The organism is Johnsonella ignava ATCC 51276 (genome assembly GCF_000235445.1).
GTDB lineage: Bacteria > Bacillota > Clostridia > Lachnospirales > Lachnospiraceae > Johnsonella > Johnsonella ignava.
Window position 1 is genome coordinate 20,033 of sequence record NZ_JH378837.1, and the last position, 25,848, is coordinate 45,880.

25 protein-coding genes and 1 pseudogene are annotated in these 25,848 nt (G+C 34.4%); all 26 read left to right on the top strand.

Going from position 1 to position 25,848, the window contains the following annotated elements; translation table 11 throughout:
- The first annotated feature begins 20 nt into the window (after positions 1-20).
- The 26 genes and pseudogenes from HMPREF9333_RS09865 (at position 21) to HMPREF9333_RS09985 (ending at position 25,763) form a co-directional block, all read left to right on the top strand.
- On the top strand, positions 21-344 hold the full coding sequence (locus tag HMPREF9333_RS09865) for a hypothetical protein (RefSeq protein ID WP_040882870.1): 324 nt from the start codon (positions 21-23) through the stop codon (positions 342-344).
- A gap of 370 nt (positions 345-714) precedes the next feature.
- Positions 715-1,101, top strand: coding sequence for a GrdX family protein (locus HMPREF9333_RS09870; RefSeq protein ID WP_005541719.1), 387 nt, complete (start codon positions 715-717; stop codon positions 1,099-1,101).
- A 12-nt stretch (positions 1,102-1,113) separates the two neighbouring features.
- Positions 1,114-1,812 (top strand): TetR/AcrR family transcriptional regulator, encoded by a 699-nt coding sequence (locus HMPREF9333_RS09875; protein WP_005541720.1) that lies wholly within the window; start codon positions 1,114-1,116, stop codon positions 1,810-1,812.
- A 412-nt stretch (positions 1,813-2,224) separates the two neighbouring features.
- On the top strand, positions 2,225-3,511 hold the full coding sequence (gene grdG, locus HMPREF9333_RS09880) for a sarcosine reductase complex component B subunit alpha (protein WP_005541721.1): 1,287 nt from the start codon (positions 2,225-2,227) through the stop codon (positions 3,509-3,511).
- A gap of 16 nt (positions 3,512-3,527) precedes the next feature.
- On the top strand, positions 3,528-4,847 hold the full coding sequence (grdF, locus tag HMPREF9333_RS09885) for a sarcosine reductase complex component B subunit beta (RefSeq protein ID WP_083816629.1): 1,320 nt from the start codon (positions 3,528-3,530) through the stop codon (positions 4,845-4,847).
- Between the two features lie 24 nt (positions 4,848-4,871).
- A complete protein-coding gene (locus tag HMPREF9333_RS09895) occupies positions 4,872-6,011 on the top strand; it encodes a YkvI family membrane protein (RefSeq protein ID WP_005541727.1) in 1,140 nt (379 codons plus the stop codon).
- Positions 6,012-6,137: 126 nt separating this feature from the next.
- A complete protein-coding gene (locus tag HMPREF9333_RS09900) occupies positions 6,138-6,707 on the top strand; it encodes a TetR/AcrR family transcriptional regulator (RefSeq protein ID WP_005541728.1) in 570 nt (189 codons plus the stop codon).
- A gap of 68 nt (positions 6,708-6,775) precedes the next feature.
- Positions 6,776-8,134: an MATE family efflux transporter gene (locus HMPREF9333_RS09905; protein WP_040882873.1), complete on the top strand. Its 1,359-nt coding sequence runs from the start codon at positions 6,776-6,778 to the stop codon at positions 8,132-8,134.
- Positions 8,135-8,332: 198 nt separating this feature from the next.
- On the top strand, positions 8,333-8,962 hold the full coding sequence (locus tag HMPREF9333_RS09910) for a class I SAM-dependent methyltransferase (protein ID WP_005541730.1): 630 nt from the start codon (positions 8,333-8,335) through the stop codon (positions 8,960-8,962).
- Position 8,963: 1 nt separating this feature from the next.
- Positions 8,964-10,340 carry a B12-binding domain-containing radical SAM protein gene (locus tag HMPREF9333_RS09915; RefSeq protein WP_005541731.1) on the top strand — a complete coding sequence of 459 codons (1,377 nt, stop codon included), beginning with the start codon at positions 8,964-8,966 and terminating at the stop codon, positions 10,338-10,340.
- Positions 10,341-10,403: 63 nt separating this feature from the next.
- Positions 10,404-11,726, top strand: coding sequence for a B12-binding domain-containing radical SAM protein (locus tag HMPREF9333_RS09920; RefSeq protein ID WP_005541732.1), 1,323 nt, complete (start codon positions 10,404-10,406; stop codon positions 11,724-11,726).
- A gap of 13 nt (positions 11,727-11,739) precedes the next feature.
- A complete protein-coding gene (locus HMPREF9333_RS09925) occupies positions 11,740-12,816 on the top strand; it encodes a hypothetical protein (RefSeq protein WP_005541734.1) in 1,077 nt (358 codons plus the stop codon).
- Positions 12,813-13,763 (top strand): hypothetical protein, encoded by a 951-nt coding sequence (locus HMPREF9333_RS09930; protein WP_005541738.1) that lies wholly within the window; start codon positions 12,813-12,815, stop codon positions 13,761-13,763. Before HMPREF9333_RS09925 ends, HMPREF9333_RS09930 begins: the two co-directional genes overlap by 4 nt.
- A complete protein-coding gene (locus HMPREF9333_RS13360; RefSeq protein ID WP_242822336.1) occupies positions 13,760-14,410 on the top strand; it encodes a cobalamin B12-binding domain-containing protein in 651 nt (216 codons plus the stop codon). Before HMPREF9333_RS09930 ends, HMPREF9333_RS13360 begins: the two co-directional genes overlap by 4 nt.
- Positions 14,388-15,164: a B12-binding domain-containing radical SAM protein gene (locus tag HMPREF9333_RS13365; RefSeq protein ID WP_330370767.1), complete on the top strand. Its 777-nt coding sequence runs from the start codon at positions 14,388-14,390 to the stop codon at positions 15,162-15,164. The genes HMPREF9333_RS13360 and HMPREF9333_RS13365 overlap by 23 nt, the downstream gene beginning before the upstream one ends.
- Before the next feature lie 10 nt (positions 15,165-15,174).
- The gene (locus HMPREF9333_RS13520; RefSeq protein ID WP_277352364.1) at positions 15,175-15,306 is read left to right on the top strand and encodes a hypothetical protein; all 132 of its coding nucleotides are present in this window, start codon (positions 15,175-15,177) and stop codon (positions 15,304-15,306) included.
- A gap of 352 nt (positions 15,307-15,658) precedes the next feature.
- Entirely contained in the window at positions 15,659-16,387 is a 729-nt protein-coding gene (locus tag HMPREF9333_RS09940) for a TVP38/TMEM64 family protein (RefSeq protein ID WP_005541740.1), read from the top strand.
- Positions 16,377-17,370: pseudogene (locus HMPREF9333_RS13670) on the top strand (heterodisulfide reductase-related iron-sulfur binding cluster). The gene HMPREF9333_RS09940 and the pseudogene HMPREF9333_RS13670 overlap by 11 nt, the downstream one beginning before the upstream one ends.
- A 244-nt stretch (positions 17,371-17,614) precedes the next feature.
- Entirely contained in the window at positions 17,615-18,283 is a 669-nt protein-coding gene (locus HMPREF9333_RS09950) for a TVP38/TMEM64 family protein (protein WP_050798144.1), read from the top strand.
- Entirely contained in the window at positions 18,280-19,641 is a 1,362-nt protein-coding gene (locus HMPREF9333_RS09955; protein ID WP_005541743.1) for a TIGR04283 family arsenosugar biosynthesis glycosyltransferase, read from the top strand. The genes HMPREF9333_RS09950 and HMPREF9333_RS09955 overlap by 4 nt, the downstream gene beginning before the upstream one ends.
- 7 nt (positions 19,642-19,648) lie before the next feature.
- Positions 19,649-20,692 carry a phosphotransferase gene (locus HMPREF9333_RS09960; RefSeq protein ID WP_005541744.1) on the top strand — a complete coding sequence of 348 codons (1,044 nt, stop codon included), beginning with the start codon at positions 19,649-19,651 and terminating at the stop codon, positions 20,690-20,692.
- Between the two features lie 36 nt (positions 20,693-20,728).
- Positions 20,729-21,157: a C-GCAxxG-C-C family protein gene (locus tag HMPREF9333_RS09965; protein WP_005541745.1), complete on the top strand. Its 429-nt coding sequence runs from the start codon at positions 20,729-20,731 to the stop codon at positions 21,155-21,157.
- A gap of 4 nt (positions 21,158-21,161) precedes the next feature.
- Entirely contained in the window at positions 21,162-21,713 is a 552-nt protein-coding gene (locus tag HMPREF9333_RS09970) for a hypothetical protein (protein ID WP_005541746.1), read from the top strand.
- 104 nt (positions 21,714-21,817) lie between these two features.
- A complete protein-coding gene (locus tag HMPREF9333_RS09975; protein WP_156797333.1) occupies positions 21,818-23,386 on the top strand; it encodes a rhodanese-like domain-containing protein in 1,569 nt (522 codons plus the stop codon).
- Positions 23,387-23,450: 64 nt separating this feature from the next.
- Complete coding sequence (locus HMPREF9333_RS09980) at positions 23,451-24,371, top strand: rhodanese-like domain-containing protein (protein WP_005541749.1); 921 nt, start codon at positions 23,451-23,453, stop codon at positions 24,369-24,371.
- 39 nt (positions 24,372-24,410) lie between these two features.
- Positions 24,411-25,763, top strand: a complete 1,353-nt coding sequence (locus tag HMPREF9333_RS09985) for an ABC transporter substrate-binding protein (protein ID WP_005541751.1) — start codon at positions 24,411-24,413, stop codon at positions 25,761-25,763.
- Positions 25,764-25,848: the final 85 nt, after the last annotated feature.

Below are 25,848 nucleotides of genomic sequence, written 5' to 3' on the forward strand. Positions count from 1 at the left end.
GGGAGTCAAGAGGTGAATTTATGTATAGTTTTTATTTAGAAAACAGACGCAAGAAAGGGTTTGCATATATTGATTATTCAGAAGAAAAGGCAATTGATAATCTTTGTCAAAAGAAGAATATTCCATTTATAAGGCAGTTATGGAATAAATATTATGAGGATTATACTTTTGGATTAAAAGAGCTGGAAGCTGCGCAGAAAGATATGATGGCATACTTGAGTACGGAAAACTGGGATATAAGTAATAAAGAAGAGCAAGAGCAAATGTATTTAATTTATAAACTTATTGCTATAGTATCATATGCACTTTTTAATAAGGATTGTCTGGTAGGTAGCGGAGATTAAATAACAAACAGTGTATTTATGATTAAAATATATTAAGAGGATAAGGTGGTGGTATAATGAGAATCCTTTTAGCTGAAGATGAGAAAAGAATGGCATCAGCACTTATTGCACTTTTGAAATATCGAAAAAATGGTGGCAGTATATAAATATAGACATATAGACATATAGTGTTAAAAGGATTATAATCAATTACAATATAGAAAAAACATACAGAAGTGAAGCGGGAGACAAATTTAGGGGCTGTTGCATTAAGAATTAGAGCTATAAAAGATAGTGATTATTTTAATGTAAATCTACTATATCTTATAGTGTTTTTCTTTAATGCGACAGCTTCTTTTGAAGGAAAGAGATAAGAAAATAGGGGGGAAATATGTTTGAATTAAAAAAAGCTATATTGGTAACAAATAATGACAGGGTTTATGATAAGTACAAAGGCAGGCTTTCCTGTGTTTATACGGAAAGCTATGAAGATACCTTAATAAAGGTAAGAGACTATGTTTATGACAGACATAAATTACTTACCCATCCCCAGGCTTCAAGCCTTAAGCCTAATCAGACACCCTATCGTTCAGTGCTGGTATATCCTACATATGAGGATAATACTAAGGATATACTTCTTATAGAGAAATGTATGGAAGTATTTAACAGTTGGCAGAATATTGCCAGGACACCTTCGAATTACAAGGAGAATGTGATAGAGGATTTTAAAACTATAGATTTATCCGTTATAGACAATATAATGGACAGAATAGTATAAAGTGTGATATAAATGGAGTATTTTAAGGGTTTAAGCAGAAAAGAATATATTTTAAAAACCGCCGAAATGATAAAAAGAGACGGAATAGAGAATTTGTCAATACGAAAGATAGCAAAAGAACTTGGCTGTTCTTCAGCGAGCCTGTACAGATATTTTTCGGGATTGGATGAGCTTATTTATTATGCGGAGCTTAGGCAGTTAAAAGATTATATACAGTCCCTTAATAAAGCCGGTCTTGTTTGGAAAAACGTATGGGATAAATATGTGGGAGTGTGGTACTGCTATTCAATGGAGGCATTCAGAAAGCCCATAACTTATAATTTACTGTTTCTAACAAAAAAGGATATAAAGTTAAAAGAAGCCATAGGGGAGTTTTACGATATGTTTCCGGAAGAAATCCAGACATCTTCACCCGTTTTTCAGGCTATGTTAAGAAATCCGGATTTTCTGGGGCGGGACTATGAGGTATGCAAGGTGTGTATGAAAGCGGGTGCCATAAGTGAAGAGAAAGCTGTTGTTTTAAATCGAATGGTATGCTTTTTATATATGGGATATTTTAAAAATCTTATGGATAAAGGTGTCAAGAAAGAAGAACTTGATGATTATATCTGGAAATTTGTTGGAGATGTGGAAAGAATAGTTTTTTCGCTTGCAGAGGATTTGCAAGGCTATAAAAACTATGGTGAAGTAGTAAAAAGAAAAAAACGGTAATAAAACAAAAAAGGATAATAAAAGAAATGAAACAATGCAATAAAAAGAAGTAAAGTGTAGTAAAAGGCATAAAATTGTATTTTAATAAGTTTGTTTCAAGCCTTCTTTGTATTTATTTACAGATTTAATTAATATATAGATTGATATATTTTATTTATCTATATATGGCATAAATTTACAAAAATCCAAGTATTTAGTTCAAATACTTGTGTATGTTATAGTTATAATTCATCTAAAAATCTTAAATTATGCAAGCTTAACAAAAATGGACTTATATTTTTGTGAAAAAATAAACCAGAGATAACCTTGAATTTATAAAAATAATTATATATAATGTCGGAAAGAGGAGGTTTAAAAAAACCTCTCTTTTTAGAAACAAAAGTTATCGCGATTACAAAAGGAGGTGTATCATATGAAATTGGAGCTTGGAAAAATCAAGATTGATGATATCCAATTTTCAGAAAAAACTTATGTTGAAAACCATGTTCTTTATGTAAATAAAGAAGAGGTTGAAAAGTTGGTTTTAGAGGATGACAAGCTGGTTTCCTGTAAGCTTGACATCGCAAAGCCGGGAGAGAGCACCCGTATAACTCCGGTAAAGGATGTTATTGAGCCACGTGTAAAGGTTAGCGGGGGCGAGATATTTCCGGGAGTTACAGGCAAGGTATCTCCTGCAGTGGGTGAAGGCAGGACACATGCTTTAGAGGGTTGTTGTGTTGTTACTGTAGGAAGGATTGTAGGTTTTCAGGAGGGTGTAATAGATATGAGCGGTGTAGCTGCAGATTACTGCCCGTTTTCAAAGACCGTAAACCTTTGTGTAGTTATTGAACCTCAGGAAGGGCTTGAAACACATGTTTATGAAAGAGCAGGACGTTTAGCGGGTTTAAAGGTGGCTGCATATCTCGGTGAAACGGCAAGAAATCTTGAGCCTGATGTTTTGGAAGTATACGAAACAAAACCTTTATTTGAACAGGCGGCAATGTACCCTGATCTTCCAAAAGTAGGTTATATACATATGTTGCAGTCTCAGGGACTTTTGCATGATACATATTATTATGGAGTAGATGCAAAGCAGATAGTTCCGACTTTTATGTATCCTACTGAAATAATGGACGGAGCGATAATATCAGGTAACTGTGTTGCACCTTGTGATAAGGTTACCACATTCCATCATTTACACAATCCCGTTATTGAAGATTGCTACAAGCATCATGGTAAAGATATTAACTTTATGGGAGTTATCCTCACGAATGAAAACGTATTTCTTGCCGATAAGGAAAGACATTCCGATATGGTTGCTAAATTAGCGGAATATATGGGGCTTGATGGAGTTCTTATAACTGAGGAGGGCTATGGTAACCCTGATACCGACCTTATGATGAATTGCAAGAAGGTTGAGAGAAAGGGTGTTAAAGTAGTACTTATTACAGATGAGTTCCCGGGAAAGGACGGTAAGTCTCAGTCGCTTGCGGATGTATGTGAGGAGGCTACGGCACTTGCTTCTTGTGGACAGGGAAATATGACTTTACAGTTCCCGGTTATGAAAAAAATAATCGGTACTATGGATTATATTGAGGATCAAATAGGTGGCTGGGCAGGTTGTGTAAATCCTGACGGTTCGTTTGAGGCTGAGATTCAAATTATTATAGCTTCAACCATAGCAAACGGATACAATTGTCTGGCAGCCAGAGGTTATTAAGATAAGGGGGATTATAATGGCTAAATATAGAATAGTACATTATGTAAATCAGTTTTTTGCCGGAATAGGCGGAGAAGAGAAGGCGGATCATAAGCCGGAGATAAGAGAAGGGATTTTAGGACCCGGTGTAGCTATTAAAGCTAATTTAAGCGATGATTTTGAGATTGTTGCAACTGCGATATGCGGAGACAATTATTATGGTGAAAATTTGGATGAAGCAACAGACACTCTTATTGAAATGATTAAGAAATACAAACCTGATGTTTTTGTTGCAGGACCGGCATTTAACGCAGGTCGTTACGGGGTTGCATGCGGAACTATTGCAAAGGCGGTTGAAGAAAGATTGCAGATACCTGTTATTACAGCTGCGTATGCTGAAAATCCGGGTGTTGACATGTTCCGTAAGGATTTGATTATAGTTAAAACCGGAGATTCTGCTGCAAGCATGAAGAAGGTAGTAAAAAGCTTATGTCCTTTAATAGAAAAGCTTGCAAAGCATGAGGAGGTTTTAGGACCTGAGATTGAAGGTTACCATGAAAGAGGTATAAGGGTTAACTATTTTGCAGATGAAAGAGGTTCTGAAAGAGCTATCAAAATGCTTGTTAAAAAGCTTAAGGGAGAAGAATTTGAAACGGATCTTCCTATGCCTAAATTTGACAGGGTTGCACCTGCAAAGCCTGTGGAGAACATGAAGAAGGCAAAGATAGCTGTAGTTACTTCAGGAGGTATAGTTCCTACCGGCAACCCTGACCATATTGAGTCAAGTAATGCGACAAAATACGGTGCATACAGCATAGAGGGAATGCAGAAGCTTTCTCCTGACGACTTTACTACCATACACGGAGGATATGACAGACAGTTTGTTATGGAAAATCCTAACCTTGTTGTTCCCTTAGATGTACTTAGAGAGCTTGAAAAGGAAGGCGAATTTGGAGAACTCTACAATACTTTCTTTGCAACAACAGGTACCGGTACAGCTACAGGTTCTGCGGCTAAATTCGGCGATGCGATAGGAAAGACTCTTATAGACGATCATGTTGATGCGGTTATACTTGTCAGTACCTGAGGTACTTGTACACGTTGCGGTGCAACGATGGTAAAGGGTATAGAAAAGTATGGTATTCCGGTAGTTCACATGGCTACTGTAGTTCCGATTTCATTGACGATAGGTGCAAACAGGATTATCCCGGGTGTAGGTATTCCTTATCCGCTTGGAGATCCTACTCAAGGTGAGGTTGATTCTAAAAAAATACGTAGACGTATGGTAAAGAGAGCATTAAAAGCTTTGCAAACACCAGTTGCAGAGCAGACTGTGTTCGAAAAGGATGATTTCTAAAAAACCAAATATGGGGAAGTAAATATGGATAAAGACAGTAATACTTTGAATTTAAAAAGAGTTTTAATTCTTGCGGGTGCTATTATTGCCTTTACTATAGGTTCAGGCTTTGCTACAGGTCAAGAGATAGTACAATATTACACGGCATATGGAACAAAGAATATACTTGTATTGCTTGTGTTTGCAGTAGCATTTCTTTACTACAATTTTAATTTTGCTAAAGCCGGAGCTGAACAAAAATTTGAAAAAGGCAATGATGTTTATAAATTTTATTGCGGCAGATATATAGGTACATTTTGCGATTATTATTCTACTATATTTTGTTATATGTCGTTTTGGGTAATGGTAGGAGGTGCCGCATCTACCATAAAGCAACAGTATAACCTGCCTTTATGGGTAGGAGCTGTGATTTTGACGGCAATAACTATTTTAACGGTTATAGGAGGATTGAATTCTCTTGTTGACGCTATAGGTATAGTAGGTCCTATTATAGTTACTCTGTGTATATTCATAGGTCTTGTAACCTGTGTAAGAGATGCTAAAAATATAGGAGAGGGACTGAGTGTCATAGCAAGTGGAAGCTATATAGGTTCGGATGCCGCTAATACGATAAAAAATGCAGGTGCAAACTGGTTGATTTCAGGTTTATCCTATGCAGGTTTTGTATTACTGTGGTTTGCCAGCTTTACTTCCGCTCTTGGTGCAAAGAACAGTAAGAAAGATTTAAATTATGGTATATTAGCCGGAACCATTGCTGTATGTATTGCTATAATGCTTGTTTCATTCGCACAAATAGCGAATATAAATACGGGAGAAAACGGCACTTATATATGGAATGCGGACATACCGAATCTTATACTTGCTTTAAAGATTTGGAAACCGTTTTCGGCTATATTTTCAATTGTGGTATTTGCCGGAATTTATACTACAGCGGTTCCTTTGCTTTATAATCCGGTTGTAAGATTTTCAAAGGAAGGAACAAACACGTTCAGAATGCTTACTGTAGCACTTGGAGTGCTTGGTTTGATAGTAGGCTTATTCTTACCGTTTCGAGTTTTAGTTAATTATATATATGTATTAAACGGATATGTAGGAGCAGTATTAATATTATTTATGCTGTGGAAAAATTTTTCTGATATTTTCTTAAATAAGAAAAAGTCATAAATATTAAATTGAGCCGCCCTTAACAGCTTAGAAGGCTGTTAAGGGCGGCTTATTTTATTTCTTGACAAACAGTATCAAAAGTAGTAATATTTTATTACCGACGATATAGTCGGTAAAGGAGGAGCTATGGAGGAAAAAAGACTAACCAAGGAAAAAAGAAGAAAACAGATTAAAGATATTTCTTTGAAACTTTTTGTAGATAAAGGATATTCTAAAACTACCATGGATGAGATTGTACAAGCGGTTGGCATATCCAAAGGGGGAATGTATCATCATTTTTCCAATAAAGAGGAGATTTTTTTGGAGCTTTTAAAAGACGGCAGTGAGTATAGAAAAAATCTCGTGCTGGAATATATGAGAGAAAATTCTCAAAGCAGGAGAGAAAAAATAATAGAGATTTTGTTAGATAGAATTTTGGATAAAAATCCATATAAGGACTTATATACAGTATTTCTTATAGAGATGCAGGGCAATGAGAAATTTAAAAAATTGTTTGAAAAGATATATGATGAAAGTCTTGAAGATTTTGTCGGATTTTGTAAAAAAGAGGGATTGGAAGAGTATATAGCAATAAGCAATCGTGAATTTACTTTTTTGATGAATTGTTTATATGTAGGTATCTATTTGTTTGATAATGTAGATATTCTAAAACTGAAGAATATGCTTAGGACTATGTTTGGGGCTTATTTAAATTAATAATACATATCTATATCTTATGATTTGGATATTAGAGATATGTGGAAATATATGACAGGAGGAATACTGTGAATAAAGAAAAAGAAATGATACTAAAAGAAAATTTATGGAAAGTTTGTTACAGACTTTCGCTTCCGGCTATTATAGCCATGGTTTTATACGGACTGAATGTCATTTTTGACGGGGTATTCGTAGGTAGATTAGTGGGAAAGACGGCATTTGCAGGAATCTCCATAGTATATCCGTTAACACAGCTTAGTTTAGGTTTAGGTTCGTTGGTAGGCGTAGGGGCAGGCTCTTATCTCAGTATCTTACTTGGTGAAGATGACAGAGAGACTCAAGGCAAAATTGTAGGCAATGCAAATCTGATTTCTATAGTAGTTACAGTTATTATGATGTTTTTCGGCTTTGTATTTATGACACCTCTACTTCAGTCCATCGGAGCAGATGGTGAGACTTTATATTATGCTATAAGTTATTTTAGGATTACATTGATAGGCAGTATATTTTGGATTGTCGGACTTGCTTACAACATGATAGTAAGGGCTGAGGGAAAGATGAAAACTGCTGCTGTTATGATGGGGATAGGTCTTATAGTAAATATAATATCAAATTATATATTTATGAAAATCTTCAACATGGGTGTAGCCGGAGCGGCATGGGGGACAAACATAGGTATGTTTGTATATGCACTCCTGTTTGTAATCTATTGTAAGAGAGGAAAGGCAAGCTTCAATTCAAATATATTTACTGTAAGAGCTGATAAGGAAATAATTAAGGAGATTGTTTCTTTAGGAATGTCATCGCTTATTATGAGTGTTATGGGAATAATACAGGGTGTGATTATTTTAAGGGCGTTTAAATCCTACGGAAGTGAGCTTGATATTACATTCTACGGAGCGGTATTTAGGATATTTAATTTTTCTCTTACACCGATTTACGGACTTATGAGAGCTTTGCAACCTGTAGCGGGTATTAATTACGGAGCTGAAAAGTATGAAAGAAGTATAAGCTCGTTTAAGATATTTTCTTTTGTAGCATTAATTATAATGTTACCGTTTTGGCTCGTGTCAATGATTAATCCGAGGCTTGTAATGGGAAGTATGCTGCCACAGGTCAATTTTAACGAGCAGTATATTTTCAGTTTCAGAATATTTATGTCGATAGCACCGCTCCTTTCTATCACTATGACAGCTATGACTTTTTGGCCTTCAATAAAGAAAGCGACTCCTGCAATGGTAATAGGACTTGGAAGACAGTTATTTTTATATATTCCTCTTATGATTATATTGCCTAGGATTTTTGGTGTACAGTCAATATATGTAGGCTCATTTGCGATAGATGTATTTCTTTCGATAATTGTAATATTAGTCCTATTAAAGGATTTTAAAGACTTGAGAAAACTGAAACCTGAAGGCAGGTACTGATACTGCCGGCAGGAAATATATCGTTATTTGTTTGAATTTGAATTTAAAGCTTTACTTTAAGAGAACTATCTACAGTAAGTGTAGAAGTTCTCTTTTTATATATTCAATATTAAATTGTTATATACTTGATTTATATTCAAAAAATATATATAATAAATTAAATTATTAACATACAAAAAATATGGAGGGTATGATTGTATGAACAATATTTGGGATTTTTGGGCAAATTATTATAATAAGCTTTGGGTGCAAAGGTATTCATTAAAACCAAGCAGAGATAAAGTGATAGATATTATAAAAAGAACGAAATTAAAAAGAGGAAGTTTACTTGATATCGGGTGTGGAACAGGACAGCTTATAGAACAAATATATTCAAAATTTGAGGACAGATTTTTACTTGTAGGGGCGGATTATTCAAAAAATATGTTAAAACAGGCGAGAAGAAACCTTAAAATACATGGTATCAAGGCAGAACTTATATATACGGACGTAAATTATATAAAGGAAAATGTTAAGAAAAGATTTGATATAATAACATGTACACATTCATTGCCGTATTATAAAAACCAGGAAAAAGCAATTTCGGATATGGCTGATTTATTAAATACAAATGGATATATAATAGTTATATGTGCCTCCGTAAATAATTTGTATGATTTATTTGCCTGCAGTATATTAAAATTTACAACAGGAAAAGCACATTATCCTTCTATAAAGGAGTTAAAAAACTTTGCAAAAGACAAGTTAAGGTTTATAGGGCTTTCTCGGATTAAAAAAGCATTTTTCGTACCTAGTATAGTAGCTGTAGTATACAAAAAGGAAGTTTAAAATGGTAGGTAATAAACTGCGTATATTGCTGATTCGTCCTAAACCTCCGAAGGAAACTATAGGATTGCAGCATGTGATGATATGTGAACCGTTGGAGCTTGAGTATCTGGCAGGAAACGTAGACAAAAGAGCGGTAAGCGTTAAAATTATAGATATGATACTGGAAAAAAAGCCGATTGAGTTTTTTATAAAAAAATATAAGCCTCATATAGTAGGTATGACTGCTTATATTACCCATGTGGGTGTGGTGAAAAAAATGGCAAGAGATATAAAGTCTGTATCAAAAAAGATTATAACTGTGGTAGGCGGTGTTCATGCGGAGGTAGTGCCGGAAGATTTTATCTCAAAATATATAGACTGTATAATATGCTCAAAGCCTATAGACACCTTTCTAAAAATAATAGATAACGTGATGGCAAAAGAGGATATTAAGCATATAGACGGAACCTATATAAAGGGTAAAAAACACTTGAAAACGCCTTCTTTTAATTATTTACCGCCTGACAGAAGTTCAGTTTCAAAATATAGAAAAAAATATTATTACATGTTTCATAACCCCTGTGCACTTATAAAAACTTCACTTGGTTGTCCGTATACTTGCAGCTTTTGTTTTTGTAAAGAAATAACAGGCGGGAAGTATTATGTTAGAAAACTTGATGAAGTTATAAAAGAACTTGAGAGTATAAAGGAGAGAGAAGTATATATAGTAGATGATGATTTTTTATTTAATGAAGACAGATTAAATGATTTTTGTGATAAATTAAAAGAGAGAAATATAAATAAAAGATTTTTAGTATATGGAAGAGCGGACTTTATAGCAAATCATGAAAAGGTTATAAGGAGACTTTCAAGATATGGTCTCAGGGCGGTGATTGTAGGTATAGAGTCAGTGCGAGAAAAGGATCTTAAGGATTTTAATAAAAGGAGTTCTCTTGAAAACAATAAAAGAGCTATAAAAATTCTTCAAAAATACGGTATAGAATTATATGCTACTATGATTTTACAGCCGGATTTTACAAAACAGGACTTTAAACAGATAGAAGATTATATAATAGGTTTAAATGTAAGTTTTGTAAATCTTCAGCCCCTTACCCCTTTGCCCGGAACAGAGATTTATGATGATTATAAGGACAGGATACTGGTATCACGAAAAAACTATGCCATGTGGGATTTGGCACATATAGTACTGGAGCCTATGTTTATGAGTAAAAGACAGTATTATTATCAAATAATTAAAACGTATGCCAAGATAGTTTTTAGACCGGATAATATAATTAAGATGATTAAAAAATATGGAATAAAAGAAGTGGTTAAGATGTGGTGGGGAAGCCAATTCGTTACTATGCAGTATATAAGTAAGATTATACGAGGTAGGTAGTATAAAAAATAATTTTCATTAGTATTTGTGCCGCCATCTTAAGGCGGCGGAACGGAGGTTGGTATGCAAAAGAAAAAACTTGTACTGATACAGTCATCCCCCTATGACCATAATAAAAAACCTGTAAAAAAGTCAAAGCTTTACTTTGTAGGACTTGCGATGCCGCTGCTTGCCGCTATGACTCCTGAAGAATTTGATGTTAGAATAATTCTGGAAACCATAGAAGATATAGATTTTGATATGGATGTAGATATAGTTGGTATAGGAAGCATGGGACATGCCGTTATTAGAAGTATAGATATAGCAAAGGAATTTAAAAAAAGAGGCAGGACGGTATTTATGGGTGGATATATGGTAAGTCTTATGCCGAAGGAAGCAAAAAAGTACTGTGATAGCGTGATAGTGGGTGATGGTGAATTAGCATATCCTGCCATGTTAAGAGATTATCTAAAAGGAGAGATTAAAAGTTTTTATAATATGCCGATAAGTGTTATAGAAACACCTTTGCCAAGGTTTGATTTAATACTTGATAAAAAAATAGGTGATATGCTTCCGGTGCAGGCAGGAAGGGGATGCCCTAAATCCTGCAGTTTCTGTTCTATATATTGCCTTTATAAAAACCACTATATAAGAAGACCCATAGAGGATGTCGTAAGGGATATAAGGCAGATAAAGGATTTGGGATTTAAAAAATTTATGCTTTTAGATGATAACATAATGTCAAACAGAGCGTATATGATGGAACTTTTAGATTATATTATACCTATGAAGATGTTATGGATAAGTCAGTGTTCTATAGACATAGGTGATGATGAACAATTACTTAAAAAGCTTGCCCAAAGCGGCTGTATGACACTTAGTTTCGGACTTGAAAGCATAGTACAGGAAAGCCTTAACAGTATGAATAAGTCATGGGCTAAAGTTGCAGATTATAAAAGGCTTATTGGAAATATACAGTCAGCCGGTATAGATATTTCTACAGAAATGGTAGTAGGAGCGGATGCCGATACTATAGAGTCTATAAGAAATACTGCAGATTTTATAAGAGAGTGTAAGATAGTTGTGCCTAGATTTTATATACTGACTCCTATTCCGGGTACTATATATCATAAACAGATGCTTGAGCAAAAAAGAATTTATATAGAAGATATGTATAGTTATGATGGGAGCCAGGCTGTGCATATACCTGTAAATATGACTCCTGATGAACTTACCGGAGAGTACTGGAGGCTGTATGAGAAAGTTTTTGAAATTGGAAATATAATGGAAAGAACTGTGTTTAGGAAAGAGTTCTTTAAGCATCCGGGCAGATATTTATTTTATATGGCAATTAATCTTTATTACAGATATCAAATAAAAAAAAGAATAACTCCCAATATAATATAAGAAAAGGAAATATATGTATATAGTAAATATTCAGGCAAAGAATTATAAAAAATTTATACGGTTTCAACATGAAATTTATAAAGATGATGAACAATTTAGAGATTTGCAATCAGTATTATTGCCGGATATATTAAGAAAAAAAGCACGGATTACTAAAGGAAGTGAGATAGAAGCATATTTATTATATTCTGATGATAATAAAATAGAGGCGGTATTTATTTTGGCTGTAATAGACAGACTTCCGGATACTTTACAAATAGCTTTTTTGGATTTTATAGATAAGGAAGAAATATTTGGAGAAATTTATAAGTTTGCAAAACTTAAAGCAAAAGAAAAAGGATTAAAAAAGCTTTTGCTTGGGCTAAACCTACATGTTAATTACGGGCTTGGTTTGCTGGCGGATTCATTTCAAAAGCCTGCAAGCTTTGGGAGCGCATACAATAAAGAATATTATATTAGACATATTGAAAAGTATATGCAGCCTACAGATTTGCTTTACAGCTATAAAATAAAAATTGCCGATATAGGTATGAATTTACCCGAACGTTCATTAAACTATATAGAACAAAATTTCAGCATAAGAAAGGCTGATTTTAAAAATATTAAAAAAACTGCCGCTTTATATACTGAAATTAATAATAAAGCTTTTGTAAATCATAAGTATTATTATACTGCAAGAAAAGAAGAGGATATGGAGCTGCTTTCTTCATTTAAATATATAATAAAAGAAGAAAATCTTTTATTTGTTTATTACCGTGAAAAGCCTATAGGTTTTATGCTGTGGTATCCGGATTTTAATCAGCTTTTAAGCAGGGGACAGAGCTTAGGATTAATGTCAATACTTAAATATAAGTTAGGACTGAAAAAAATAGATACTTTTAAAATCACGGAATTTGGTGTATTGCCGGAATATAAAAATAGCGGTGCGGTAATAGCATTGATTAATTATCTGTATAAGCTAAGGGGAAAGTGCTATAAATATTTGGAGTCAGGGTGGATATGGGAGAAGAATATTGAATCTACGGCAATGGCAAAACGTTTTATAAAAAAAAGATATAAAAGTTTTAAAGTATATGAGGAAGTATTATGATTTCAGGTTTTAAGGTTTATGACAGTGCAAAAAAACTTCCGGACACATGGGATAAAATAGCAGAAAAACATATATTCATAAAAAAGGATTTTTTGATATTTTTGGAGAGTGTTAATTACTGCAGGCAAAACTACCATATTAATGAAAAAGAAAATATTATTATGGTAAGCTATAAACTAAAACTTAATCTGCTTACATTCAGCAGCAGATTTAAACTTAATTTTACTATAACCATAATAGGTATTCCATTATCCATAGCCTGTACAGGATTTGTATGCGGTAAGGACGGGTTAAAAATTCTAAGCAGCTATTTAAAACAATTCCCACTGGTTTTGATACTTAATACTGAAGGAGAGCTTCCTATACCGAAAGCCTATACTTTAAGTTCCTACAGTATGGAACTTAAAAAAGATTTTTACAGTCTTTTTAACAGCTTAAAAAGCAGGTATAGAAGAAGGCTTAAAATAGCACTTGCCAAGCTTGATAATTTAAAAATAACAAAACTTTATAAAAAAGATTTCAGCAAAGAACATTACGACCTGTATGAGCAGGTGTATGAACGTTCGGAAGGCAAACTTGAAAAATTAAGTATAGAATTTTTTAAAAATATGGATGCCGAGATTTATCAGATTCATGGCAAAAACGGCATATTATTAGCGTTTTTTCAAATTAAACAAGTTGATAGAGAACTGATATTTATGTTTTGCGGAGTGGATAGAGAAAACAATATAAAATATGATACTTATTTAAATATGCTTATATACATACTGAAACTGGCTTATGCCGGGCATTGCCGCAGGCTTCATCTGGGGCAGACTTGCGGTTACAGCAAGTCAAGACTGGGGGCTGAAAAAGATGAAAAATATATGCATTTGGCAAGTTGTATAATACCGGATTTTATATGCAAAATACTGCTTAATATACTGGGGAAAAGGAGGGAGGAATGAAAGTTTTACTTGTAAGGCCGGGTGCTCCGAACACACTAAGTTTTACAAATATTTTGGATGCGGAGCCTTTGGAGCTTGAATATCTTCATACAGGTTTAAAAGAAGCGGGGTATGAAGATATGATTTATGATTATATCTGTCAGAATAAACCTTTTAGACTTGTATTAAAAGAGTACAGTCCTGATGTAGTAGCTATAACAGGTTATATAACTCAGCAAAATATGATGAAAAAGTTTTGTATGCAGGTAAAGAAATATAAAGCCGATATAGTTACAATAGTTGGCGGAGTGCATGCACAGATTAATAGAAAGGTTTTTTATGAGGATTATATAGACTATATAACAAGGAGTGAGTCTGTTGATGCGTTTGTGGAGATTATTACATATATAGGCTTAAAAAAAGGTCTTATTAATCAAAATGATGTTGTAAATAAGAAGCTGATTAAGGAACTGCCGCATATTAACGGGTTGTGTTATAAGCCTGATAATAAAGAGTGGGTAAACAATCCGATGATACCTATAGACATAAACAGTTTACCCATACCTGACAGGAGTTTTTTTTATAAAAACAGAAAACATTTCAGGTATCTTGATTTACTTGAGTCAGCTAATATAAAAACAGCTTTTGGATGTCCATATTCCATATAATTGTAAGTTTTGCTATTGCACTCTACTTAATAATGGCAGATACAGGGAAAGGGATTTGAATCTGGTTATAGAGGAATTAAAAAACTTAGATGCCGAAAATATAACTATAGCCGATGATGATTTTTTAGTAAATGAGAATAGATTAAAAGAGTTTATAAGGCTTGTGAGAGAAAATAATATAAAAAAGACTTATGTGTGTTATGGCAGGGCGGATTTTATAGCAAATCATCCTGAAATCATAAAAGAACTTGCGGATATAGGCTTTAAGTATTTCTTAGTCGGGTTGGAAGCTATAAATGATGAAGAACTTAATGATTATAATAAGGGGACGAGCAAGGAACATAATGTGGAGGCGATAAAGGTAATTAATTCAACTTCCGCACAGTGTATAGGGCTTATGATAGTAGGGCTTTCTGCAACTAAAAAGGATTTTGACGATCTTTATAATTGGATAGTTAAGCATGAACTTATACATGTAACTATCTCTATATTTACGCCTATCCCGGGTACTCCTTTGTATGAGGAGTATAAGGATAAATTGATTACCGATAAGATAGAAAATTGGGATTTTCTTCATCTGGTAGTAGAACCTGAGAATATAAGCAGACATAAGTTTTATCTTTATTACAGAAGATTGATATTAAAGCTTTATAAAAGAGCAAAGAAAGCCGGAGTATATGAGTATTTGGATTTGGAGCATTATAAAAAGATGCTCTCCAGGTTTTTGCTAAGAAAAGCGTATCTTGACAGGTAGTGTAGCCGATATGGAAATTAAAAAACAAGAAAATAAAGAAAATACAAAAAATACAGAATATACAGAATATACAAAATATAAAGAAAAGCCTATATTACCGGAAGATAAAATACTATGGTTTGATATAAGGAATTTTAATTAAGTACCGGTTAAATATTTCCTGTACGAAAAATATACTTTTTAATAAATTTCTATGATTTTATACTTGAAAATCTAAGTATATTCATTTATAATACAGTATTGTGAAAAATATAGTAATCATAAATATGTTTTAGTAGGAAAATGTAACTAAAAGCATATTACTAAGAGTTTCATAAATTACAAAAATACATGAAAACAGTAAAATTACAGTATTACAAATAAGAATACTATATCGATTATTATTTATTATTATGTACGATATTTACATAAGATATTAAAGTACTATAAAATATTCCTTGATATATATTATGTTTTGGGTATTTTTTAGTTTTAAAAAAGGAATTATAAGTATCATGAAGATATTATTTAAAAATAAAAGGCTATGTATATTTGTATTTCTTACAGGGGTATTAATACTTTTAAACCACAGGTTTGGCTGGTCAAAGTATATGGCTGATACAGAGAATCTTGAATTTCTTAAGGAAGCAGTCAAAAACAACCTGCTTGAGGCACTGCTTATATATACTGTTTTAACAGTGATTTCATCTGTTCTGCTTGCAGTGCCGGGGATTACATTTGCAGTTATAGCAGGCGTAGTATTCGGTCCCGTGTTAGGAACATTTGCATGTACAGTTGCTGCAACAGCGGGTGCGGTGGCAGCTTTTATAGCAGGCAGGTTTTTTCTGAAAGATCTGATAAAGCCGCTTGCTGTAAAAAATAAGTATTTAAAAGAATGGCTTTTTTCAGAAAATAAAAATAAAGATTTTTTTATACTTATGCTTACAAGACTTGTACCGCTTTTTCCATACAATTTGCAAAACTTTGCTTATGGAACCACCGACATGAAGCTTGGGAAGTATACACTGGGTACTTTTATTTTTATATTGCCGGGTACGGCAATGTATACTGTAGGTGCGGCAGGAATTGCCGATGCAAAAAACAGGGTTTTTTATATAAGTACTGCCATAGTTATAGCGATTTTTGTATTTTCTGCTGCATATATGCTTAAAAAACATTATATATTGACGGATAAGACATCGCCTGAAAGTAAACTATTTGAGGATAAAAAAATTGAAACATGATTTATGCAAAAAGGCTGCCATACTTGACCCGACAGCCTGTATACATTGTCATAAATGTAGACAGCAGTGTCTTTTTTTAGATAAGTATAAGATAGATATAGGTGATAGCGACAGACTTAGAGAGCTGGCGTATCACTGTTTTTTATGCGGACGTTGCAGCGAGGTCTGCCCGAAAGGGATTGACGGACGTGGTATTATACTGGCTATGAGGCAGGAGGAGGTGAGGGAAAACTGCAATAAACTTACCCAAAAGGGCTATGGTATGCTGCTGTTTGAAAAAGAGGATTATATTTATAAAAATTACAGGCGGGGGAAGAAAAAAAGTGTTATATTTCCGGGCTGCAATTATCCTTCATTTTATCCTAAAACCACAGAGAAACTTGCAGCCATGCTTCTTGAGAGTGCAGATATGGGCATAGTATATGACTGCTGCGGAAAGCCTGTGGCAGAGCTTGGGCTTAGAAAAAAAAGAAGAAAAGATACTAAGCGGCATTGAATCGAGGATGAGAGAGTGCAAAGTAGAGGAGATAGTTACACTCTGTCCGAACTGCTACCATTACCTTAAGCCTAAGATAGGAATAAAGCTGATAAGCATATACGAGAAGCTTAGAGAGCTTGGTATAGGCAGGAAACTTTCAGGAGAGTTCCCTGTTTTTCTGCCATGTCCGGATAAAGAACCTAAAAATCTTTATAAGGATATAGAATTCTTTATAGACGGTGATATAAAAGAGGCAAATAAGGCACAGTGCTGCGGTCTTGGAGGCTGTGCATGTGTAAAGGAACCCGATCTTGCATACAAGATGGCATGCAGCATGAAAGAAAACGAGGGACAGGTTTACACTTATTGTGCAACCTGTGCAGGAAATCTTGAAAGAAAAGGGTGTGCTCCGCTTAAGCATATATTAAATGAAATTATAGGAAGTGATGAAAAGGCGGCTTTAAAAACATCAATGATAAACAGGGCAATGACGAAGTTTAAATAAAATAGACGCTATTATATTAAATATAGTAAATTAATATAAATGAAATAGAATATAAAGTAAAATATGCAAGAAATAAAAATGACAGGTAAACAGGCTTATATTAAAGAAATAAAAACGGTAGGTGAATTAAATGATGGAAGAGATAAAGAATGATTATACTGGTGAAAATAAAAAAGATATAAATGACGGCAGTGTCAATAAACAAAGAGTAAAAAGCGGATCTGATATTATAAAAAAGATAATAATGTCAGGGCTTATAATCGCAGTGATTTTAATATATATTTTTATACCTGCGGTTAAAAATTCATTGAACAGAATATTTACAATGTTTACAAGCGGTGATTTTACCGAGGTGAGGGATTTTATAAAATCATATGGCGGTTATGCCGCTGCAGTATCCTTTATGCTTATGCTGCTACAATCCGTTGCTGCCCCGCTCCCGGCATTTGTTATAACATTTGCCAATGCAAATCTGTTCGGATGGTGGCAGGGAGCCATATTGTCATGGAGCAGTGCTATGGCAGGAGCAGCCATGTGTTTTTATATATCAAGGATACTTGGAAGGGATGCTGCAGAGAGGTTTACAAGCAAGGCGGGACTTGAACAGATAGATACTTTTTTTGAAAAATACGGAAGAAATACTATACTAATATGCAGACTTTTGCCTTTTATATCATTTGATTATGTAAGCTATGCGGCAGGGCTTACATCAATGTCATTTTGGAGCTTTTTTATAGCAACCGGTATCGGTCAGCTTCCTGCAACTCTGGTTTACTCCTATGTAGGCAGTTTTCTTACAGGAGGGGCAAAGCTTTTAATGACAGGGCTTTTAATAATGTTTTCATTATGTGCACTTATCGCTATGATAAAGACTATGTATATGAATAAAAATAAAAAACAGGGCAGCAAATGAATGCGGTGATTTTATTTACAAGAGTGCCTGAGGCAGGTACTACAAAAACAAGACTTATGCCTTATTTTAATAAATATGAATGTGAAAAGCTCCAGACTGCAATGCTCAAAGATATATATATACAGTGTAAAATAGCCGGGGCGGACATATTTATATCTTATACTCCGGAAGATAAAGAAGACAGGCTTTATCAAATACTGGGTGATAAATGCAAATGCTTTCTTCAAAAAGGTGATGGGCTTGGAGAAAGGATGTATAATGCATTTAAATATGTATTTGCAAAGGGGTATAAAAGCTGTGTACTTATAGGAAGCGATATACCTATGCTGACTGCAAATGAGATTAAAGAGGGTTTTAGACAGCTTAAATATAACGAGCTTGTATTCGGCAAAACCGCTGACGGCGGATATTACCTCACAGGCATGAAAAAACCTGTAAGGGATGTATTTGATATAGAGGCTGAAAACGGCAAAAAAAGTGCCTATGGGCACAGCAGGGTATGGGAGAATACTTTTTCAAGGCTTAAAGCTAAAGGATTTAAGATAGGTTATACTAAAGCACTGCACGATATAGACCTGAAATCAGATATAACCTATCATATAAGCATGATGCGGAGTATAAAAAAGCTGCAGAAAACAAATACAGGAAAATATTTATTAAAAAAGAGAAGGATTTCAGTTATAATACCGGTCTATAATGAGGGGAAAAACATAAGAAATTTTCTTAATCAGCTTAATACTTTGTACGGGAAATGTGAAATTATATTTGTAGACGGCGGCAGTAATGATGATACCAAAGATATATTAAACAGTTGTAATTGTGGCAGGTATAAGGTTCTTAGTTCACCTAAGGGAAGGGCTTTTCAGATGAATGAAGGTGCAAAGGCATCATGCGGAGATATATTATTTTTTCTGCACTGCGACAGTGAGCTTCCCGACAAGGTGCCTGAACATATCAGATATGTCATGAAAGATTTTGAAGCAGGCTGCTTCGGAATAGCCTTTCGTTCAAAGAATCCGCTTATGCTGATATGTCGGATTATATCAAATCACAGGATAAAGGATAGAAAGGTTATGTTTGGAGATCAGGGGATATTTATTGACAGAGAGCTGTTTTTTAAAGCAGGCAAATTTCCTGAAATTCCTATTATGGAGGATTATGGCTTTTCGCTTACATTAAAGGAGATGGGAATAAGACTTGGCATTGCAAAAAAACGTATATACACCTCTGAAAGGCGTTTTCCTGACGGAAATTATGATAAACTCAGGCTTATGTGGAAGATGAACAGGCTTAGGAAAATGTACAGAGACGGAATTGATGTAAATATTATATCCTCACTTTACAGAGATATGAGATAGGTATTTTATGGGAAAAGATATATTTGGAAATGAAGCGGATGATATAAAGGGGCTGCTTCAATATGTACATTTAAAGAGATATAGGCAGGCTCTTGGGCTGCCTGATGAGATTTCGGAAAAATACAGTATTCTGGCACAGGGTGAATATAACAGAAATTATTATTTTATACATCCGGTTTCAGGCGAAAAACTTATTTTAAGGGTAAATCTGGGAAGTCAGATGGGCATCAAGGATCAGATAGGTTATGAATATAATGCACTTAAGCTTTTAGAAAACTCAAAAAGAACGCCTAAGGCATTATATGTTGACGGAAGTTTTAAAAACTTAAATTACGGTATTATGGTTATGGAATTTTTGCCCGGGAAAGTACTTGATTATAAAACCGATATGAAAAAAGCGGCTGCCTGTCTTGCGGATATACATTCAGTTAAAATACCTGAAAACAGTAAACTTATAATGCCTGAAAATCCGACCGGTGCCATTCTTGATGAATGCAGCCGAATGCTTGAGGTTTATATAAGTTCTGATGTGGCAGACAGTAAAAAGAAAGACCTGATATCGGAAATTTTTAAAAAGGGTAAAGAAAAACTTTCCGGCATAAAGAGCATGCCGTTTTACAGATGTTGTATAAATACTGAGCTTAACTCTAACAATTTTCTTATAAATGAAAATGGAAAAGATTATCTTATTGACTGGGAAAAACCTTTATATGGAGATCCTGCACAGGATTTAGGGCACTTTCTTGCACCGACTACAACCTTTTGGAAGACTGATATTATTTTAGACAGTTATGAAGTGGAAGAATTTATAAAATATTATACGGCTTTAGTTGGAAACGGATTTAATGCCGGGGATATAAGGGAAAGAGTTTATACATATATACCTATTAACTGCCTAAGGGGAATTACATGGTGTGCAATGGCATGGGTACAGTACAGGCTGGCACAAAAAGGGCTGTTTAATGCTTCAACTGCAGCTAAGCTTGACGAATATCTTGATGAAAATTTCCTTAATATGATTAAAGATAAATATATAGATAATATACCGTGATATATCCTTAAGATTAAAAAATACATTGGAGAAATTATGACTTCAGATAATATAAAGGAATTATTTATAAAAGGCATTGACTGCTCACAAGTGGTGGCAGGGGCTTTTTCAGATGAACTTAAACTTGAGCCGGCTCTTTTAAGAAAGATGGGAGCTTGCTTTGGAGGCGGTATGGGAAGAGGAGAAACCTGCGGTTCATATATTGCGGCGCTTATGATAATAGGTTTAAAATACGGGCATTTTTCCGAAAATGATGAAAAACAAAAGGAAGTAATGAAGCAAAAGAAGGATAAGTTTAGTAAAAAATTTATAGAAAAATATTCTTCAACTATGTGCAGGCAGCTTCTGGGATATGATCTTTCAAAACCGAATGAATTTAATACCGCACTTGAAAGCGGCAGGCTGCTTAGCTTCTGTCCTCAGCTTACTAAAGACACCATAGATATATTAAGAGAGGTGCTTTAGCTTTATGAAACTGCTGCCATATAATAAAATAAATGATAAAGTATACGATATAAGAGCGTATATATTTATTATATTTGTCTGTATAGTACTTACAGGTGCTACAATAGTGCTTCCTATGTTTTTTGCACTTCCTAAATGGATTTATTTAAATATTGCAGGAATATATATATTTACATATGTATCAGGGCTGCTGCCTTCAATTATTTTTATATTATTTATACAGGCGGTACTTTTTAAAGTAGGTGTTGCGTATGTATTTTTCAGTTATTCATTAATATTAAATATGATAAATATAATTATAATATCTCTATGTGCGGATAGGGAAAGATTTATATTTATAAGATTTATTATCTCGGGAGTTATAATGACATTATTTTCAAAAATGATTGCAGCTTTTATTTCCAACATTATGTCGGCAGGTGGGCAGAGCTTTGAATATTTGTTTTCTTTAGATGTTTTTATTGGTCAGGCAAAAATATATATACTATCCGCAGTTGCGGCATATTTATTTCTAAGTATATTTAATAAATTTTATAAAAAGCCGGGGAAAAATTAAAATACTGTTTAGTGAATTAATTATATAACGAAAGTATATGTTAAAAGTAATACAGAATTATTTTTTCATATTTATAAATTAATAAAATAATAGGAGGTATTTTTATGAAAAAGAAAGGCATATTTTTGATGGCTGCGATTGCAGCTTTTTCAGGTGTATGCATGTTGGCAGGATGTTCGCAAAATGCAGATAATGTGAAAGGAACGGAGGGTAACCTACAGACTTCAAGTTCTTCAAATGAGAACCGTTCAGATAATTCGAATGCTGACAGAGACAGTGAAGATAATAAAAAAGATTCTGCCAATGCTGACGGCAAGGTTAAGGTGATCCGGGCAGATGAGATTTTTACAGGTGATTCAGGTGATTTAGATAAAGATATACAGCTTGTAGATATACGCAGCAGTGATAAATATATAGGCTGGAAAAACGAACAGGGTATAGGCGGACATATAGCAGGAGCTGTTGATTTTCCGGCTTCATGGTTTTCATATGGTATAAGTGATGAAAATATGGATATGGAATTTAAACGGCGCCATCTTGATAAAGAAAAAAAGACTGTTTTATATGATGACGGTGAAGTAAGTGAAGATGATTATAGTTTATTTGAAAAAGCGGGATTTGGGCAGCTGTATGTACTTGCAGGCGGTATAGATAAGTTTGCTGAAAAAAACAAAGAAAAACTTGAGAGGCTTGAGGGCTATCAAAGATATGTTTCACCGCAGTGGGTTGAAGATCTTGTAAACGGAAAGACTCCTGAAGGTTATTCAGGAAAAAAATACAGGATAGTTGAGATTTATCTGCCAAGTGAAAAAGATGATTATACGGCGACGGGTCATATAAAAGGAGCTGTGGCATTAAATGCAGATGATATAAATCATATACCCGGTCCAAGGGATGTAAGAGAATATGAGAGCATACCTATACAAAAGCAGCTTACATTCTGGAATCTTCCTCAAGATCAGGATATAAAGCGGATACTTGAGGGTGCAGGCATTGATATTGATACCACTGTCATACTTTATGGAAGCGAAAAGGCTACTACTGCGGCAAACAGGGCAGCATTTGTAATGGATTATGCAGGTGTGAAGGATATCAGACTGTTAAATGGAGGAAAACCTCTTTGGGTTGCACAAAACAGAGAGCTTGAAAAAGAATCTCCGTCAGTTGAAAAGGTGGATTTTGGAACTGAGGTTCCGCAAAATCCCGAAATAAGATTTGATTATGAAAAAGAGCTTAAATTAATTGAGGATAAAGGTGCAGTTATAGCTTCAGTAAGAAGTTTTGATGAATATTTGAGCAAAAAAAGCGGCTATACATATATAGACAGGGCAGGTGAGATTAAAAATTCACGCTTTGCCTATGCAGGTTCAGATCCTTATGCTATGGAAGATTACAGAAATATAGATAATACAATGTTTAATTATAAGCTTATAGAAGAAAGATGGAAGCTGTGGGGCATAACCGGTGATAAGCTGGTATCTTTCCACTGCGGTACAGGCTGGAGGGCTTCTGAAACTTATTATATAGCAAAGGCACTTGGCTGGAAAGATGTAGGAGTTTATGTAGGCGGATGGTATGAGTGGACTAAAAAACAGGATGCACCTGTTATGAAACCGGGACTGCCGGAAGATGCACCTGAAAATACGCCGCAGGAATATTTTTATAAGAAATAAAGAATATAATATATTATATTTTTTATATATCAAAAATTTATTTAATCCATGGGAGGATAAGAAAGTGAAGAAAAGTTTAGACACAGATTTAAACAAAAATTTTAAAGGCGGTTTTAATAAGAAAATCGAAAAGTGCAATTTTATCAGATTGTTTTTAGCCGCAGCAGCCGCATCAGCATTCCTTAGTGCATGCAGTTCATCAGGCAGTCCGGCTAACAGCTCATCTCAGGCTGCACCGGGTGCCGCTTCCGGAGGTGTAACAGTTACTGAAAAAGACGGATACAAATATGTATCTGCACAGGATGCAGTTGATGCTGCAAAAAAAAGTGATGTACATGTAATTGATGTGCGTGAATGGAAAGAATATTCAAAGGGAAGGCTTCAGAATTCACTCTGGAATCCGATATTTCCGCTTGAAGATGAAAGTCTTACACAGAGCCTTAAAAAGTATGCACAGGATAATTTAAATGACGGTAAGGATATTTATATTATATGCAACAGCGGTCAGAGGGGTGCTCAGAAAGCAACGGGGGTATTTAAAGATGCAGGTATAGATGAGTCAAAGATATTTACTGTTGAGGGCGGTGCAAAGGCACTTTCAGGTATAAAGGATGCATTTACTACAAGTAGAATTGATGAGGGCATAGACTGGAAATATACTGACGGCAAGGACGTTTTAGAGCTCAAAGATGCACAGATAGTAGATGTTAGAGATCCGCAGACATATGCGGACGGGCACCTTGAGGGTTCATTAAATGCATCATTAAAGGAGTTTGATGATACCGCTGCACAGACTGCATTTTATGAATTTTCAAAATCAAAGCTTGATCCGCAAAAGCCGGTATATCTTTTATGCTATAGCGGAAATAAATGTGCAAAAACAGGAATATCTATATTAAAAGATGCCGGATTTAATACCGATAATGTATTTATTATTAAAGACGGTGCAAAAGACAAGGATATTTCAGCCGCTTTTGTAAAATAGTTTTTAAATTATTTATATTTATTTACCTAAGGAGGAAAAATGTTTAAAAAGAGATTTTTTGGGATTTTTGCGGCTGCGATACTTGCATTAAGCCTTGCAAGCTGTTCCTCGACCAATACTAATCAGGTATCGGGTTCAGGAAGCGATACGGTACAAGATAAAGCTCAGGCTTCGTCCGGAACTGAAACTGGTATGGATACAAAAAAGGATGATGAGGCTTTATCAAATAAAGGGGCTGATTCTGACAAAGACGACCTTAAGGGTAAGAACTTTGATGAAATTATAAAGCTTGCAAAAGGCAGTAAGGTAACTTTTTACGGATGGGGCGGTGATGAAAAGCTTAATAACTGGCTTGATAAGGAATATATACCGCTTATGAAGGAAAAATATGATATAGAAGTAGTGAGAGTACCTATGGATATTGAGCAGATACTCACACAGCTTTCAGGAGAGCTGCAGACCGGTACTGACGGAAGTATAGATATGATATGGATAAACGGTGAAAATTTCCAGTCGGCAAGATCAAATGATATGCTTTACGGTCCTTTTTCCGATATGTTGCCGAATTTCAAGCAATATATAGATGCAGATTCAGATGATATAAAGTATGATTTCGGCTACCCTGTTGAAGGTTATGAAGCACCTTACGGAAAGGCACAGGTAGTATTTATTGCTGATAGTGCAAAGACTGCGCAACTTCCTAAAAATGCCAATGAACTTTTTGAATTTGCAAAGGAAAATAAAGGTAAGATAACTTACCCTGCACTTCCTGATTTTACAGGCAGTGTTTTTGTAAGAAGCATTATATATGAAAAATGCGGCTATGAGCAGTTTCAGGATATGAAACCTGATAAAGAAAAAGTTAAGGAAGCTATTGAACCTGCACTTAAATATCTAAGAGATATTAAACCGTATCTCTGGAATGAGGGAAAAACTTATCCGGAATCATCATCAACACTTGAAAATATGTTTGAGGACGGAGAAGTTCTTCTTAATGTTACTTATGGGGCTTATAGTACCTCTGTAAATATAGAAAAAGGAAAATATCCTAATACGGCGGTTTCATTCCAATTTGATAAGGGAACTATAGGAAATACCAATTTCCTTGCAATAGCAAAAAACTCTCCGAATAAAGCAGGCGCCATGGTTGCAATTAATGAAATGATATCACCTGAGGTACAGGCTATGCGTTTTAAAGAATTAAGGACATTGCCTGTAATTGATTATTCTAAACTTGACAAGCAGCAGAAAGCGGCATTTGATTCAGTTGACATTGGAAAAGGGAATATACCTCAAGATGAACTTCTTTCAAAACGTCTGCCTGAGATGCCGGCGGAGCTTGTACCTGTTATAGAAGAAATATGGAAAGAAGAAGTATTAAATAAGGATTAACGCAAAGAAAAACAATCTGTATTTAGCGGTTTTTACACCCGTTAAATACAGATTTTAAAATAATAATATATAATCTGATATTTTA

Coding starts and splice junctions, on each gene's coding strand:
- HMPREF9333_RS13520 (WP_277352364.1), top strand. CDS start 15,175: ATGGAAATTAAAAAACAAGAAAATAAAGAAAATACAAAAAATACAGAA.
- HMPREF9333_RS09930 (WP_005541738.1), top strand. CDS start 12,813: ATGATTTCAGGTTTTAAGGTTTATGACAGTGCAAAAAAACTTCCGGAC.
- HMPREF9333_RS09985 (WP_005541751.1), top strand. CDS start 24,411: ATGTTTAAAAAGAGATTTTTTGGGATTTTTGCGGCTGCGATACTTGCA.
- HMPREF9333_RS09865 (WP_040882870.1), top strand. CDS start 21: ATGTATAGTTTTTATTTAGAAAACAGACGCAAGAAAGGGTTTGCATAT.
- HMPREF9333_RS09870 (WP_005541719.1), top strand. CDS start 715: ATGTTTGAATTAAAAAAAGCTATATTGGTAACAAATAATGACAGGGTT.
- HMPREF9333_RS09960 (WP_005541744.1), top strand. CDS start 19,649: ATGGGAAAAGATATATTTGGAAATGAAGCGGATGATATAAAGGGGCTG.
- HMPREF9333_RS09950 (WP_050798144.1), top strand. CDS start 17,615: ATGTCAGGGCTTATAATCGCAGTGATTTTAATATATATTTTTATACCT.
- HMPREF9333_RS09875 (WP_005541720.1), top strand. CDS start 1,114: ATGGAGTATTTTAAGGGTTTAAGCAGAAAAGAATATATTTTAAAAACC.
- HMPREF9333_RS09955 (WP_005541743.1), top strand. CDS start 18,280: ATGAATGCGGTGATTTTATTTACAAGAGTGCCTGAGGCAGGTACTACA.
- HMPREF9333_RS09975 (WP_156797333.1), top strand. CDS start 21,818: ATGAAAAAGAAAGGCATATTTTTGATGGCTGCGATTGCAGCTTTTTCA.
- HMPREF9333_RS13360 (WP_242822336.1), top strand. CDS start 13,760: ATGAAAGTTTTACTTGTAAGGCCGGGTGCTCCGAACACACTAAGTTTT.
- HMPREF9333_RS09920 (WP_005541732.1), top strand. CDS start 10,404: ATGCAAAAGAAAAAACTTGTACTGATACAGTCATCCCCCTATGACCAT.
- HMPREF9333_RS09895 (WP_005541727.1), top strand. CDS start 4,872: ATGGATAAAGACAGTAATACTTTGAATTTAAAAAGAGTTTTAATTCTT.
- grdG (WP_005541721.1), top strand. CDS start 2,225: ATGAAATTGGAGCTTGGAAAAATCAAGATTGATGATATCCAATTTTCA.
- HMPREF9333_RS09915 (WP_005541731.1), top strand. CDS start 8,964: ATGGTAGGTAATAAACTGCGTATATTGCTGATTCGTCCTAAACCTCCG.
- HMPREF9333_RS09970 (WP_005541746.1), top strand. CDS start 21,162: ATGAAACTGCTGCCATATAATAAAATAAATGATAAAGTATACGATATA.
- HMPREF9333_RS09940 (WP_005541740.1), top strand. CDS start 15,659: ATGAAGATATTATTTAAAAATAAAAGGCTATGTATATTTGTATTTCTT.
- HMPREF9333_RS09965 (WP_005541745.1), top strand. CDS start 20,729: ATGACTTCAGATAATATAAAGGAATTATTTATAAAAGGCATTGACTGC.
- HMPREF9333_RS09910 (WP_005541730.1), top strand. CDS start 8,333: ATGAACAATATTTGGGATTTTTGGGCAAATTATTATAATAAGCTTTGG.
- HMPREF9333_RS09900 (WP_005541728.1), top strand. CDS start 6,138: ATGGAGGAAAAAAGACTAACCAAGGAAAAAAGAAGAAAACAGATTAAA.
- HMPREF9333_RS09925 (WP_005541734.1), top strand. CDS start 11,740: ATGTATATAGTAAATATTCAGGCAAAGAATTATAAAAAATTTATACGG.